Here is a 14,168-nt window from a genome sequence, read left to right as displayed (position 1 = left end):
CGCCCTTGACACTCAATCCCTTATGCCAGACTGGCAAGGAAGCCTTCAATGGCGAAAACCGCCATTGAAGGCCTTCCCGGAAAATCCGGCCGGGAAGCTACGAGCTGATCATCGATAGCCTCAATCGGCTGACCGGATGTTGGCCAGCCCGGCGGTTGGTTCAAAACAGATCAAGTTGACCGCTTCCGCCCGCACCAGACGGTTTTTGTTTTTTTGAAACGGCAGGTTTCACGATCTGCTCCTCGACTGCGGCCTGAAGATCCGCATCATCATTGGCCACCTTGTTGACCCTTGTGGAAACGGGGACCGCTGTCAGGTAGTCATCGGGCACCGGCTTTAACAGCTTTACAGCCTCCCTGACCGGGACATTTCCAACGTCCAGCCAGTCATCGAAGGTTCCCGGCGGCAAGAAGACCGGCATGCGGTGATGGATCTCCGACATCATCCGGTTGGACTCCATTGTCAAAAGCGCGCCGGTGTCGATGTCACCCCCATCCGCATCGGACCAGGTGGCCCACAGGCCAGCCAAGGCCATCAGACTGCCGTCGGCAGGCGTGATCCAGAAGGGCTGTTTGCCGTCGGGGGTGCGCCGCCATTCATAAAAGCCGGAGGCCGGAACAATACACCTGTGGTGGCGCATGGATACCCGGAAAGACGGTTTTTCTGCAGCAGTCTCGGCTCTGGCATTGATCAACAAGGTGAAACTGGCCGGGTCCTTGACCCAGGCCGGAACCAGCCCCCACCGGACCAGCGCAAAATGTCGTTGCCCGTGTTCCTGCCGGACGGTCGCGATCGGCTGGGTCGGTGCAATGTTGTAGCGGGGCGGGAAATTCGGCTGTTCGATATACCCGAAAAGGGCCCGAACATCCTCGGGATTGGCTGTCAGTGAAAAGCGGCCGCACATGATCTGTCCACAGGATCGATTGCATTTGCCCCAAAGCTTTGGCAAACGCTTGGTTAGGCAATTGGCAACAAAACCGGTCTAGTTTCAATCTCTAATGTAGCCGCTGGGGGGATGGTATGGAATGCAAGGGTCCAGCACTTGGCGCCGGAGAATTGGCAGCTGAAAGGCTGGAGCAGGCAAATATCAACCCGTCCACCGGGTTGGCTACCGACTATCTCAATCACTTCAACGAAGTGGTCATGCTGCTGGAAATGCTGCCCGCGATGCCGGATTGTGCAGAAGATGTTCTGGCCTGGCAGCCGCTCGGCTACGAGGCGCATTTCGAGAATTCCGGTTTCAAGGACAAGAAGCTTGCCATTCTCGCCTATTCCGCTGCACCGGCAGACCTGCGCGTCCATCTCGAGGCCACGGTTTCCCAGATCAATGCAGCCGTGAAACAGGCTCAAGAGTCCCTTGCGGCCGCGCCCGAATTTGGCAGTGTCGCTGCAGGCGTGTCGGAAACCGCAACACCACAGCTTAAATCCCTGATCTCCACAGCCAGCGGCATCATCCACGGACACATCGCCGAAGACCTGCTCCAGCCGGAGGGAGACACCGCGCAAGCGGAAATCGATGCACTGTTCGCCTGACGGCCTTGTCCGCCACGCGCAGATGCACAGGTATTGGCCAGTTCCAGACGCGGGAGGAAGACATGCCCGGCACCAAGAACTACCCGGCAGCCCCGGTCGCCAGCGTGAGCGTGCTATGCCACAAGGACGGCAGGGTTCTCCTCGTCAAGCGCGGCAAGGACCCGTTTCTCGGGTTCTGGAGCCTGCCCGGCGGGCGCGTCGAACTCGGTGAGACGCTGCTTGATGCGGCCCGGCGCGAGCTCGAAGAAGAAACCTGCATCACTGCCGATCTTGCCGGTCCAGTCGAGACATTCGACTCAATACAAAGGGATGCTGAAGGGCGGATCAAATCCCACTACATCCTGTCCGTATTCACAGGTCCCCATGTCTTGGGCACACTTGAAGCACGGGACGATGCGGCGGCTGCGCAATGGGTTTCGGTTTCCGAACTGGACAGCTTTCGGACAACACCGGGAACACCTGCCCGGATCCGCAAGTATCTCGGCTCATGAACGTATCTTTGCACGAACCGGGCTTGCGGGCGTCTGTCCACCACCGCATGATCCGGCCCATGAAACGCATGATCACGCGCATCCTGGGTGGAACGGTTTTCCTGTGCTGGCTGTCGGTGCCGGGCACCGCGCAGACGTTTTCCGGAGACGCGCCCCCTTATGAACAGCAATTAATGCGGCTGTCCGAGGTCATGGGCGCGCTCCATTTCCTGCGGCCTCTGTGCGATTTCGAGGATGCCCCGACATGGCGGCAGAACATGGAAGCCCTGCTGCTCGCCGAGACCGGCGACGAAAACCGGCGGCGCAAGTTTATCGAACGGTTCAATCAGGGGTATCGCGGTTTTTCAGCCGTTTACCGCGTTTGCACGCCCACCGCGCGCGCCGCCATGGCGCAATATGTTGACGAAGGTGTGGATCTGATCACCGATGTCACCAGCCGGTATGGCCGCCAAAGCCTCGGCGGCGTTAATCCTGCCCCTCGGATTTCCGGGGCGGAATAGGGCAAGCCGGTTAACCATTTCGATAAAGCCTGTGGGCGGTCGTTAAGTTTATGTTCACCGTTGCTATGCCGGGCCGCTGCCCGTGTTAGGTTGCTCTCTACATGATTCGTAAAGGAGCTCGGGTGATTCGCAGGATCGCATCGGCTCCCGGAATGGTTGGGGACGCATGACGAACGACGATTTCAATGACGCTGTGATAGAGGCCGACTACGCCGAGGACGAGGATGTCCGGCGCGCGGCACTCGGGTTCATCACCGATGCCTGGGCTGAAGCAATTGCCAACGGCGTGGATGCGGATGCGGTCGCCCATGCGGCGATGTTTACGGCGCTGGCCGATCTGGTCGCGACCTACGGCGAAGATGCCGTGGCCAAACTTGCAGAAGACTTGCCGGACAAGATCCAGCGCGGCGACTATACTGTGGACCGGGTGTTTCACTGACACGGCTTTTGGACAACCTGCGTTTCAAAAGCTCCGTCAAATGATGTTCAGCGCCAGATCGGCGTAGATCACCAGTCCGAACACGACGAGAATGGCGCCGGCAATGCGATTGGCCCGATCCAGCCACGTGTCGTCAATGTTGCCGCGAAAGCGCGTGACCGCGCCGGAGACCGAGGCCCACCAGGTGACTGCGCCGCCTGCAACGCCTGCGACCATGATCAGTTTGCTCGCATGGTCATCATGATCGGGTGTCAGGTCCCCAAGTCCCCCGAAAATCGCGGCAAAGGCGAGCACGGTGCCGGGATTGGTCAGGGCCATGAAAAATGCTGCAGCCATATCCGCAAGAAAATTGCGCGGCGCGGCATTCGGATCCCGCTCAAGGTGCATATGGGTATTCCAGACCTTGAGACCGACCAGAATCAGCAGGGCGCCCCCAACGACCTTGATGAGATCGAACTGCCCCTCGATGAACTGGGTGATCGCGGACACACCGAAAACCGCGACCGCTGCGTAAATCGTATCGGCGCATACGGCGCCCAGGCCGACAAACAACCCCTGCCGGAACCCGCGTTGGGCGGCATGCTGGATCGCCATGACATTCACAGGTCCGACCGGTGCTGTCGTGATGACGCCGATGCCGAAGCCAATCAGCGCATATTCCAGAAAAGTCACGCAAGCCGGTCCTTCGTTTGGTCACATTGATGCCGTCGATACCCCTCCGAAGCACCTGTTGCAAGTTTCAAGTTTTTTTCAAGGCTGACCAGTGACAACTGCGTGCCGAATGTGGGAAGTCACGTATTGATGGTTCGAATTGACAGGATGAAGCGCATGGTTAAGCTTGGGAGCGCATTGGCAATACTGATTATGGCGCTCTCGGCCCCGGTGGAGGCGAAAACCGTTCGCACCGAAACCATCCGGATCGCGCCGGACCCGGACACGGTCGAGACAGTCACGATTCCGAGCGAGGATTTCCTCGGCGAGGAAAGCGAAGAAGCCTTTGAAACCATGCCGCTTCCGGACCAGTCACTGACGCCGATGCCCGCGCCGGAGGTGTTGTACGACCTGACCCGGTTGCCGAAACCGGTGCAGCGCATGCACGCCCAATTGAAGGAAGCCGCGCAACTGGGCGATGTCGAACGCTTGCGGATGGTTCTTGAAAGCAACGAAGTCCCGCCCACCCTGTCGCTCACCGAAATCGGCGACCCGATCGAGTTTCTGAAAGAGAGTTCCGGCGATGGCGAGGGCCTGGAAATCCTCGCGATTCTGACGGATGTTCTGGAGGCCGGCTTCGTGCACACGGATCCGGGCACGCCGCAGGAAATGTATGTCTGGCCATATTTTGCCCGCTACCCGTTTGCGGAACTGACGCCGGAGCAGAAGGTCGAAATGTACCGGATCATCACATCTGCCGACTTCGACGAGATGCAGAACTATGGCGTATGGCTGTTTTACCGGGTGGGCATCGGAAAAGACGGCACGCTGCACTACTTCGTCGCCGGTGAGTGAGCGCTGGCACGTCCGCTGGCCTCCAGATAAAGCGCATATCCCCGATAGAGGTTTTTGCTCCGGACTGCCCGGCCATGGTGTTCGGCGAGTTCGGACACAAACGCAGTCAGATCCGGGCGCGGTGTAACGTGAAAGCTCTCAAGCCAGCGGTACAATCCCGCCTTGAAGACTTTCGGCAACCGCTCCAGCTGCCCGAAATCCACAATGCAAAGCCGTCCGTCGTCTGACAGGCAGCCAAGCCCGGCCTGAAGCGCTTCGCGCCAGATCGGCATCATCGACAGCGTGTAGGAGTAAAACACCCGGTCGAAGGTCTCGGGCCCCAGACCGTCTGTAACGGCCGCATCGGAGGCATCGCCCTGTTTCAGCAAGATCCTGTCCGCCAGGCCCGCCCTTGCCACATTCTGCCGCGCCGTCTCGAGCATTTGTGCGGAAATATCGACGCCGTAAAACCGCACTCCCGGATAGCGGCGGGCCGCCTGGATCAGATTGCGGCCGGTCCCGCAGCCGAGTTCCAGCACATGCGCGCCGTCAACCGGTTGAAGCTGTTCCAGCAGATGGTCCCGCCCCAGCAAGTAGTATTTGCGGGTGATGTCATAGACATGGCGCTGGCGCCGGTAGACCCGGTCCATCAGACTGGCGGTTTGGGTAGAGCCCTGCATAGACACGGGACTATCCGTTGAATGCGTAAAGGTGAAAACCGCCATAGATCGACGACCGGTCCTGACGGCCGAATTCTAGGCTGTCGGCTTCCATGTATGTCCATTGCTCCAGCGTCGTGTCGCGCACATGCCCCGGCAACAGCGTCGGTTCGGCAGCCGTTCGGAAAACCACCCGGGCACCGGGCCGCGCCGTTCGGGTGATTTGGTCCCACAATGCGTTCAACTGGCCATCAGTCATCCAGTCCTGTGCGTCAAGCAGGACATAAGCATCAAGTGACCGGTCCGGTTCGGATTGCAGATGCTCGGTGAAGTTCCGGTTGACCACCTCTACCCGGTTCGCGCGCTCCCGGATGGCCGGAAAGTGATCCCGTTCGAGATAAGGAGGCAGTGGCCCGGATGCCCCCGTACTGTCTCCGTCACGCGGCGCGTATCCGCGATTGAAGGCCTGCCAGGCAAAATAGTTGTCGCTCATGGAAAAATCGCAGCACAGCTTTTCAAGCCGCGCGCGCAACACCGACGACATGTCACCGGTCGGGCTTGCCGAGACCAGCGCTTCGTATTGCGCAGGCGGGATGCCAAAGCCGTAGAGCGACATTTTCTTGGAGGTTGCCCAGCGCACCAGCCGCTTGTCGAACAGCGGCTTGAGCGCGGTCTCGAAATAGCTGCGCTGCTCGTCAAGCCCGCGGGTCTTGACCATGTCTCTGGGATCAATGCCATAAAGCCGGGCAACCCGGTGCACCATGCCGATGCAATAGCCCAGCAAGCCGTGATGATAGAGATCGCGCGAAAACAGCGTGATGCGCTTCCGGCCCCAACCACTCAAGGAGCGGCCTTCCCAATAGGCGCGGGATTCGGCATCAAGCTCGGGCTTCAGAAACCGTTCGTAGGCAGACAGATTGGCCTTTTCGTCGGCCTCGCCGAAAAACCGGTAAAAGCTTTCATACGAGGGCAGACGTTGGGCGGCCAGAAGCTTGAGCCGGCCAAGGGCAACATGGGCCCTGTTGAGATCGACCGCCGTGATTTGAGCCGGGTCGGCGGTGAGATAGGACATGACGTTGCAGCCGCCCGAGGCAATCGCCACCATCCGCGACTGCGGCGTCAGTTTCAGTGCCCGCATGTCGACGTCCGGGTCTTCCCAGATCTGCGGATAAACCAGCCCCTTGAAGGCGAAGGTGAACACCCGCTCGAGCATCCCGTCCCGGGAGGCCGCGCTCGACCGGTGCACTGCGCCCCTCAACCGTGTCTTCGAGGCCTCAAGCGTTCGTTTCGACATGTTCGGGTCCTGCCACTGATTTGGTTAGATGGCTTTCCGATACGTGAGCTGCGCGACAGTTTGGTGACGATGTTTCGCCTTTTGAGTGTCAAACGATAAAAGTAAAACCATGGCGCTCTGCGGCACCATGCTCAGGCGCGACCGCAAACATGCCCCGCGCCTATCGGGTGATGACGACAAAATCCGTGCCGAGGCCGGTATTCCGCTTGAAACTCCGGTCGGTCACAATCAGGGACGTTCCCGGCGTGAGCATTTGACCAAGCCTGCCGCGCACATTTTCTGGGATCCCGATCCGGTCGAGAAGGGCAGCTCCCGTTTCCGCACCCCGGTCCTCCGCCCTCACCGCCATCCATTCAACGCCCGTGTCACCTTCCGAAAAGTCGAGTGCGGTGAACACATGGGTTCCGATCGGCAGGTCCGGGTCCCTGATCGAAACCGGAGCCTGATAAACATCCCGGAACTTGCGGCGGACGCGCAAGGTGGCGTTGAGCGGCTTTTGATAGCCGGCTTCCTTGAAAATGCGCGCAATCACCGTGCTGCTCGGAATGCCGGTGACCGGCAGGTCCGCGCCTTCCTGATAAAGTTCGACGGCCGCCCGTGTCTTGGGGCCCACAATCCCGTCGGCCGGCCCCGCCCGGTACCCCATCCGGTTCAGCAGGATCTGGATAACCTTGATCTCGTTGACCGGCTTGTTCGGGGTGATGATCATGCGAAGCGGACGGCCAAAATGCGGGTTCGATCCGGGTTCCCGGTCAACCCGCACCGGGGCCGCCGCCTGAATGGTGGATCCTCGAAGCAGCGGAGCCGCATCGCTCATGGTTCCCGACAGCCGGGCAACCGTCATCCTGGGCGTACCCGGTTGCGGTAAAACCGGGTGTTCAACGCGAACAGGCCCGGCGGGCGCACCGGTCACCACCACCTGCACACCCGTTTTCGTCAGCCCGTAGAGGTCCCGCGAAAAATCGCGCGGCATGCGCACACAGCCATGAGAGGCCGGATATCCCGGCAATTGCCCCTGGTGAAGCGCAATGCCGGTCCATGTGAGCCTCTGCATGTAGGGCATCGGCGCGTCGTCATAGAGGTTCGAAAAATGCTTGCGCCGCTTTTCGAGAATGGTGAACACTCCGGTCGGAGTGCGGTAACCTGCGCGGCCGGATGATATCGGAGCACTGCGGATCAGGTCCGTTCCGCGGTATACATCGATTTTCTGGGCCTCCAGCGAGACAAGCAAATGAACCGGCGCCTGAGGCTGCGCCCCGCCCGAACGCTCGACAGCTCCGGCCGGATTATTCGCCCAGAGTATTCCCTGAACGACGCTCAGAACCGCTGCCATCCCGGCTCCCCGCCCCAAACTCCGCCAGCCGGAAGAACGGGAAGTAAATCCAGGCATCACGCCCCCTTTTCACGCAATACAACCAAGGAACACAGGACAATCTAAATCGAATATCTGTATTTTGAGTTACCAGACAGCGCAGCCGAAATTGAAAGAAAACACGAGGTACCTTCTTCGTATATCAGGACAGTTTTACCGGGCACTCAAATCACATTTGCGCGCAAAACACTTACGGCACCCAAGCGGATGCCGTATTCCTTGTCATTTTTACATAATATCAGCGAACGGATGCCGAATTACTTCCTCGGCAGGCCATCCTGAAAGAGAACCGGCTCGCCAAGCGACGGAGCAACGAGTGTGTCCTCCCACATCACCCTTTGACCGCGGATGATGGTGCCGACCGGCCAGCCGGTAACTTCCTTGCCGTCATAGGGGGTCCAGCCACACTTGGACGCAATCCAGTCATTGGTGATCGTCTTTTTCTTTTTCATGTCGACCACGGTGAAGTCCGCGTCATAGCCCACCGCGATCCGGCCCTTGCGGGCGATCTGGAACAATCGCAAGGGCCCGGCACTGGTCATGTCGACAAAGCGCTCCAGCGACAACCGGCCCGCATTCACGTGATCAAGCATGATCGGAACGAGGGTCTGAACCCCGGTCATGCCGGAAGGCGATGCCGGATAGGGCTTCTGCTTTTCTTCCAGAAGGTGCGGCGCATGGTCGGAGCCGAGAATATCCAGAATGCTCTGGCCGAGGCCCCACCAGAGCTTGTCCTTGTGATGCGCCGCGCGGACCGGCGGGTTCATCTGCACCAGCGTTCCAAGCCGCTCATAGGCTTCATCCGTCAGCGTCAGATGATGCGGCGTGACTTCAATGGAGGCGACGTCCTTGTGCGCGATCAGGAAGTCCACTTCCTCCGCCGTCGACAAATGCAGGATGTGGATCTTGGCGCCGGTTTCCCGGGCAATGCGCACCAGCCGTTCCGTGCACTTCAAGGCAGCGATTTCGTCGCGCCAGACCGGGTGGGATCTCGGATCGTTTTCGATCCGCTCGCCCTGGCGTTCGCGCAAGCGGTATTCGTCCTCGGAATGGAAAGCCGCCCGGCGCCGCGTCGCCGACAGGATATCCCGCACACCGCCATCGTCTTCCACCAGCAGGTCACCCGTCGAGGAGCCCATGAAGACCTTGATCCCGGCAGCAGCCGGCAAGCGCTCGAGCTCGGGAATGTCCCTGACGTTCTCACGGGTCCCGCCGACCCAGAAGGCAAAATCGCAATGCATGCGGTGATGCGCGCGGGACACCTTGTCGGCAAGGGCTGCTTCGGTCGTGGTCAAGGGATTTGTGTTCGGCATTTCGAACACCGAGGTCACGCCTCCCATGACGGCCGCACGCGATCCGGATTCCAGATCTTCCTTGTGCTCGATCCCCGGCTCGCGAAAATGCACCTGACTGTCGATCACACCCGGAAGCACGTGCAATCCGGTACAATCGACAACTTCACCGGCCTGCTCTTCAGCGAAACACCCGATCCCGGCAATGCGCCCTTCCCGAATGCCGACATCCCGAATTGCCGATCCGTCCTGATTGACCACCGTCCCGTTTTTCAAGACGATATCGAATACGTTTGGCACGACGCGCTCCCATCACTGATATGATTGCTCAGGCGCTTATAAGCATCCAATGGCACAAGCGCGAGTCACCGGACGCCAAATCCGGCACCTTGCCCGGATTTCAGACTGCGACTATGTGCAGGGTCAACATTCGAACACCGACAGAGACAGCGACATGCATTTTGCCGAATTGACAAACCGCGCTTTGCTCAGGATCTCGGGCGACCCGTCGCACGATTTTCTTCAAAACCTGATCACCGCCGACATGGAGGATATCGACCGGCAGGGCATCGGGTTTTCGGCACTTTTAACACCTCAGGGCAAAATCCAGTTCGATTTTTTCGTCATCAAAACCGGCGACGGTTATCTGCTGGACGCAGACACGAGCGTTCTGGCAGACCTGCGCAAACGCCTGACGTTCTATCGCCTGCGCACCAAGGTGATGATCGAGCCGGACGAACGGTCGGTTTTCGCACTCTGGAACGGAATGCCCGGCTCCGGTCCGGAACTTGTTCTTGAAGACCCTCGTCTGAGTGCCCTGGGCGCGCGCGTCATCGGCGAGGCCGGATCCATCCGAAACGCATTGACCGGCGCGGGCGGGCAGGAAGTCTCAATCGATGCCTACGCTGCGCATCGTCTTGCACAGGGCGTCCCGGAGGCGCTGTCCGACTTCCAGTATTCGGACATCTTCCCGCATGATGCGGACATGGATCAGTTGAATGGCGTATCTTTCACCAAGGGCTGTTATGTCGGTCAGGAGATCGTTTCGCGCATGCAGCACCGGGGCACCGCGCGCAAACGCTTTATCGAAGTCGGCGCAGACAGCGCGCTGCCAGAACCGGGAACACCTGTTCTCGCGGATGGCAAGTCTGTCGGCACACTGGGCTCGCATGCCGAAATTGACGGCAAAGCGAAAGGCGTTGCACTGGTCCGCCTTGACAAGGTCCGTGCCGCCCTCGACAAAAGCGCCCCGATCACCTGCGGTGATGTTCCGATTCACGTGCATTTGCCCGCCTGGGCATCGTTTTCGTGGCCCGAAACGGCTGGCGCAGACTGAAAGCAGACAAAACAGAAGGACAAGCAATGTCTCCGGACCGTTCAGACCAAACGCCACGCGCCTGGCAACGCATGCTGTCCGGCCGGCGGCTGAACCTGCTTGACCCGTCGCCGCTTGATGTCGAAATCTCCGATATCGCCCATGGTCTGGCGCGCGTTGCGCGCTGGAACGGGCAAACGATCGGGGATCACGCCTTTTCCGTGGCCGAGCACTCGCTGATCGTCGAGGAGATCGCGCTCCGGCTCAAGCCCGATCTGGATCCGAAATGGCGGCAGGCGATCCTGTTGCATGATGCACCGGAATATGTGATCGGCGACATGATTTCCCCGTTCAAGGCGGTCATGGGGGGGGCTTACAAGGCCGTTGAAGCCCGGCTGCAGGGCGCGATCCATTTGCGTTTCGGCCTGCCGGCCGAAATTCCGGTCCGGATCAAGAAACTCGCCAAGAAAGCCGACGTGATCTGTGCCTATTACGAAGCCATCGAGCTGGCAGGCTTTGAGGAATTCGAAGCCGCAAAGATCTTTGGCCGTCCACGGGGAATGCCCAATCTGGAGCAAACGCCACGGATGGGGCTTGCTCCCCTTCCGACAGCGGACGCCCAGAACCGCTTTCTGCAGAGGTTTGAAGAAATCGAAGCCTTGCGGGAACTTGGGAACAAAGCCCGCAGAAAAACCGCTTAATGCGTGACCCTGCCCGATTTGGCAGGTACGGTCTGACAAAACGAACCCGACGGGCGTCCCATGCTTTACGTTTGCTCCTTGTCACGTCTGCAGGAAACGGTCGACAAGACCAGAGCCTCCCATCTTGTCACCCTGATCAGCGGTGAAACCGAGGTCGCGAGACCGGAACGGATTTCGCCCGACAGGCATCTGTTCCTTGAATTCAACGACATTGTCACGCCGGTCGAAGGCATGACGGCTCCGGGCGAGGAACATGTCGTCCGGTTGATCCGGTTCGCCGGCGGCTGGGACCGGCAAAGCCCGATGGTGATCCATTGCTGGGCCGGGATCAGCCGCTCGACCGCAGGCGCCTATATCACCGCCTGTTACCTGAACCCGGACAGGGACGAGGACGACCTGGCGCAATTGCTTCGCAAGAAGGCTCCTTCAGCAACGCCGAATGCCCGTCTGGTGGCCATGGCCGACCGGCTCCTGGAACGGGATGGCCGCATGATCGAAGCCATTCGCAAGATCGGACGCGGGGCGACCGCCTTTGAAGGCACCCCCTTTGCCTTTCCGCTTGATGCCGAATGACACGTCCGGGGACTTTGGACCGCTACCCGCATGAGTGATCCGGCCGCACAGATTGAAATCGGGCTGAATGCGGTCATTGTCTCCGTCGCAGACGGCGTGCCGCAAATCGTTCAGGTCGAATCTGCCGATCCGGGAACACCCGGCAGCCTGCCCTTCGGACCGTTCGACCCCCTGCATCACCGAACCTTCGAAATCGGATTGCGGACCTGGGTCGAGGCGCAGACGGCCCTCAGGGTCGGCTATGTCGAGCAGCTCTACACGTTCGGGGACCGCGGACGGCACCGGGTCGAAGGTGATGCCGGTCCGCATGTGGTGTCCGTCGGATATCTCGCTCTGACACGGCAAACCCAGGATTCGGAAAATGTCCTTGCCCGCCAGAAGTCCCGGTGGCGGTCCTGGTATGACTATTTTCCCTGGGAGGACTGGCGTGACGGCCGTCCGCCCATGCTGGACCGGGAGCTGCTGCCCGCGCTTCACAGATGGTCGGAAGAGCCGCTGCCGAGCGATACGCCGGTCCGGGCCCTCGGGCGGGGCGAGCGCATCCGGCTTGCCTTCGGGACCGGTGAGGACTGGGACGAGGAGCGCGCGCTCGAACGCTATGAAGTTCTCTATGAGGCCGGCCTTGTCCGCGAAGCCTTGCAGGACGGACGTCCGGCAGCGCTTGCCCGCGACAGTCTGCCCAATCTTGGCCGGGCCATGCGGTTTGATCACCGCCGCGTTCTGGCAACCGCGATTTCGCGCCTGCGCGGCAAGCTGAAATACCGGCCGGTTGTCTTTGAGTTGATGCCGGACAGCTTCACCCTGACGGATCTGCAAAACTCGGTCGAAGCGATTTCCGGGCGGCATCTTCACAAACAGAATTTCCGCCGTCTGGTCGAAAACGCCAATCTGGTCGAGCCGACAGGGGCGACCTCGACGGCAACAGGTGGCCGCCCGGCGGCCCTGTTCCGGTTCCGGCGGGCCTTGATGAGCGAACGCCCCGCTCCGGGCCTGCGTGTTGGCGGCCGCTAAAGGGCCGGACGAACCAACCGGCAAGTGCCTTCGGCCACAGCGAACCGTACCTCACACCGGAACGCCGACACGAAACCAACACGGCATTTTTAACTATAATTTGCACCTTTCGGCGCCTGATTTGGCCAAAATCCGCGATTTCCAAGCATATTAACGCTCTCTCAAGGTTAAGCGCACACTATCGGCATCAAGCTCCGGATTAACCGGCTGTTTGCAGTTTCCGCCCGGATCGGCCGGGCCCAGTTACGAGTTGGAGTTGGCTGCGATGTCTGGCCTTTCGAAACGCCCGGCCCGGCGCTGGCGCAAGATGAAACGTCTGACCGCTGTGGCACCGCTTGTCTTCCTGAGCCTGACTGCAGGAACCGGAGATCAGGACATCTATGGGCTCATCGCACAGCAGGAGGCCAAACCGGCCCGGTGGATGCTGAGCCTGTCCCAGACCGAATTCACCACGGCCCTGACCCCCTCCCCGGGTTTTATCGCACAGGCCAAGACCCCGGATGTGCCGCAGCTGTCTGTTACCTCCGCCGTCAAGGGGGCGAAGAGCAAACCGGTCAAAGGGCTTGACGGGATCGCACGGGACATTCTGCCAACCGACCTCCCGGAAAAGCTGGATATCAACAGGAGCCGCAAGGGCGACCGGCTGATCAGCCTCGCGCCGAACCGCCAGCTGGTCGACAATGCCGCCGGTGCTGTCTACGCCATGCGCAGCCTGTATGCGAACGACAAGAAGATCGAGGACTTTCCGCGCGTTGCCTTCGTCAAGCCCGAGCCCCTGGACACCCCGTCCGGGGCGTTTGCATCCGGCACGGAAAAGGCGCTGACCGAGGACGGCAAACCACTTGATCTTAACAAGGTTCTGCTTGCCCGCAATGTCGCTGCTGCGAGTTTCTCGCTCGTGTCGGCCTATGCGCCCGATTCGGTTCAGGACACGCGTGAGCCGTTCGATGCGCTGTTCGGGGCTGCCAAATACGAACAGGAACTGCCGCCGCCGGAAGATCCGGACAACCCGCACTGGTGGGCCCAAAAACCGCTTCCCCTGTCCGCTGCACAACCGAAGGAGCAGCGGTGCCTTGCAGAAGCGATCTATTTCGAAGCCCGCGGCGAAAGCGAGGAAGGTCAGGCCGCCGTTGCCCAGGTCGTGCTCAACCGTGTCAAGAACCCAGCCTATCCGAACTCCATTTGCGGCGTGGTTTACCAGAACCGGCACAAACGCAACCGCTGCCAGTTTTCCTTTGCCTGCGACGGCATCAAGGACCGCATCCTGAGCAAGACCGCGTGGAAAACGGCGCAGCGGCTGGCCAGGGACGTACTGGACGGCAAGCAATACCTGAAGATGGTCGACGCCTCGACCCATTATCACGCGACCTATGTCAATCCGCGCTGGTCGAAGGCGATGAACAAGCGCGGCAAGATCGGGCTTCACATCTTCTACAAGACCCGTGCAGGCGGCTGGAATTGACTGTCAATAGCGCGGAAACCGCCTTGAAAGGCGTTCCGTGA

At 60.2% G+C, this 14,168-nt stretch carries 16 protein-coding genes; 10 read left to right on the top strand and 6 right to left on the bottom strand.

What is annotated here, in order from left to right:
* Positions 1-160: 160 nt before the first annotated feature.
* Positions 161-904: an SOS response-associated peptidase gene (locus E1297_RS09290; protein ID WP_155137009.1), complete on the bottom strand. Its 744-nt coding sequence runs from the start codon at positions 902-904 to the stop codon at positions 161-163.
* 116 nt (positions 905-1,020) lie between these two features.
* Between E1297_RS09290 and E1297_RS09285 the strand changes: the two genes are divergently transcribed.
* From E1297_RS09285 to E1297_RS09270, 4 genes are all read left to right on the top strand, one after another.
* Positions 1,021-1,533: a hypothetical protein gene (locus E1297_RS09285; RefSeq protein WP_155137006.1), complete on the top strand. Its 513-nt coding sequence runs from the start codon at positions 1,021-1,023 to the stop codon at positions 1,531-1,533.
* Between the two features lie 62 nt (positions 1,534-1,595).
* Positions 1,596-2,024, top strand: coding sequence for an NUDIX hydrolase (locus tag E1297_RS09280; RefSeq protein WP_155137003.1), 429 nt, complete (start codon positions 1,596-1,598; stop codon positions 2,022-2,024).
* 59 nt (positions 2,025-2,083) lie between these two features.
* Positions 2,084-2,524 carry a TIGR02301 family protein gene (locus E1297_RS09275; protein WP_209015720.1) on the top strand — a complete coding sequence of 147 codons (441 nt, stop codon included), beginning with the start codon at positions 2,084-2,086 and terminating at the stop codon, positions 2,522-2,524.
* Between the two features lie 166 nt (positions 2,525-2,690).
* Positions 2,691-2,963, top strand: coding sequence for a hypothetical protein (locus tag E1297_RS09270; protein ID WP_155137000.1), 273 nt, complete (start codon positions 2,691-2,693; stop codon positions 2,961-2,963).
* Positions 2,964-2,999: 36 nt separating this feature from the next.
* Here the strand turns inward: E1297_RS09270 and E1297_RS09265 are convergent, their stop codons facing one another.
* Entirely contained in the window at positions 3,000-3,635 is a 636-nt protein-coding gene (locus E1297_RS09265) for a LysE family transporter (RefSeq protein ID WP_209015719.1), read from the bottom strand.
* 156 nt (positions 3,636-3,791) lie between these two features.
* On the opposite strand from E1297_RS09265, the gene E1297_RS09260 reads away from it, so the two are divergent.
* Positions 3,792-4,469, top strand: a complete 678-nt coding sequence (locus E1297_RS09260; RefSeq protein WP_155136997.1) for a hypothetical protein — start codon at positions 3,792-3,794, stop codon at positions 4,467-4,469.
* On the opposite strand, the gene E1297_RS09255 is transcribed toward E1297_RS09260, so the two are convergent.
* The 4 genes from E1297_RS09255 to E1297_RS09240 form a co-directional block, all read right to left on the bottom strand.
* Positions 4,448-5,128 (bottom strand): cyclopropane-fatty-acyl-phospholipid synthase family protein, encoded by a 681-nt coding sequence (locus tag E1297_RS09255; protein ID WP_155137021.1) that lies wholly within the window; start codon positions 5,126-5,128, stop codon positions 4,448-4,450. The genes E1297_RS09260 and E1297_RS09255 overlap by 22 nt on opposite strands.
* A 10-nt stretch (positions 5,129-5,138) precedes the next feature.
* Positions 5,139-6,401, bottom strand: coding sequence for a DUF3419 family protein (locus E1297_RS09250; protein WP_155136993.1), 1,263 nt, complete (start codon positions 6,399-6,401; stop codon positions 5,139-5,141).
* Between the two features lie 160 nt (positions 6,402-6,561).
* Positions 6,562-7,734: a L,D-transpeptidase family protein gene (locus E1297_RS09245; RefSeq protein ID WP_155136990.1), complete on the bottom strand. Its 1,173-nt coding sequence runs from the start codon at positions 7,732-7,734 to the stop codon at positions 6,562-6,564.
* A gap of 296 nt (positions 7,735-8,030) precedes the next feature.
* Entirely contained in the window at positions 8,031-9,365 is a 1,335-nt protein-coding gene (locus E1297_RS09240) for a dihydroorotase (protein ID WP_368669504.1), read from the bottom strand.
* 49 nt (positions 9,366-9,414) lie between these two features.
* On the opposite strand from E1297_RS09240, the gene E1297_RS09235 reads away from it, so the two are divergent.
* From E1297_RS09235 to E1297_RS09215, 5 genes are all read left to right on the top strand, one after another.
* Positions 9,415-10,401 (top strand): folate-binding protein YgfZ, encoded by a 987-nt coding sequence (locus tag E1297_RS09235; RefSeq protein ID WP_209015718.1) that lies wholly within the window; start codon positions 9,415-9,417, stop codon positions 10,399-10,401.
* 26 nt (positions 10,402-10,427) lie between these two features.
* On the top strand, positions 10,428-11,081 hold the full coding sequence (locus E1297_RS09230; RefSeq protein WP_155136987.1) for a YfbR-like 5'-deoxynucleotidase: 654 nt from the start codon (positions 10,428-10,430) through the stop codon (positions 11,079-11,081).
* 60 nt (positions 11,082-11,141) lie between these two features.
* Positions 11,142-11,654, top strand: coding sequence for a tyrosine phosphatase family protein (locus E1297_RS09225; RefSeq protein ID WP_155136984.1), 513 nt, complete (start codon positions 11,142-11,144; stop codon positions 11,652-11,654).
* 30 nt (positions 11,655-11,684) lie between these two features.
* The gene (locus E1297_RS09220; RefSeq protein WP_155136981.1) at positions 11,685-12,665 is read left to right on the top strand and encodes an NAD regulator; all 981 of its coding nucleotides are present in this window, start codon (positions 11,685-11,687) and stop codon (positions 12,663-12,665) included.
* Positions 12,666-12,930: 265 nt separating this feature from the next.
* Positions 12,931-14,127, top strand: coding sequence for a cell wall hydrolase (locus E1297_RS09215; RefSeq protein ID WP_244327703.1), 1,197 nt, complete (start codon positions 12,931-12,933; stop codon positions 14,125-14,127).
* The last annotated feature ends 41 nt before the right edge of the window (positions 14,128-14,168 follow it).

It is taken from the genome of Roseibium sp. RKSG952 (assembly GCF_009711355.1).
Note: the sequence above shows the minus strand (reverse complement) of the source record. Positions and strands in the feature narration are given on the sequence as shown.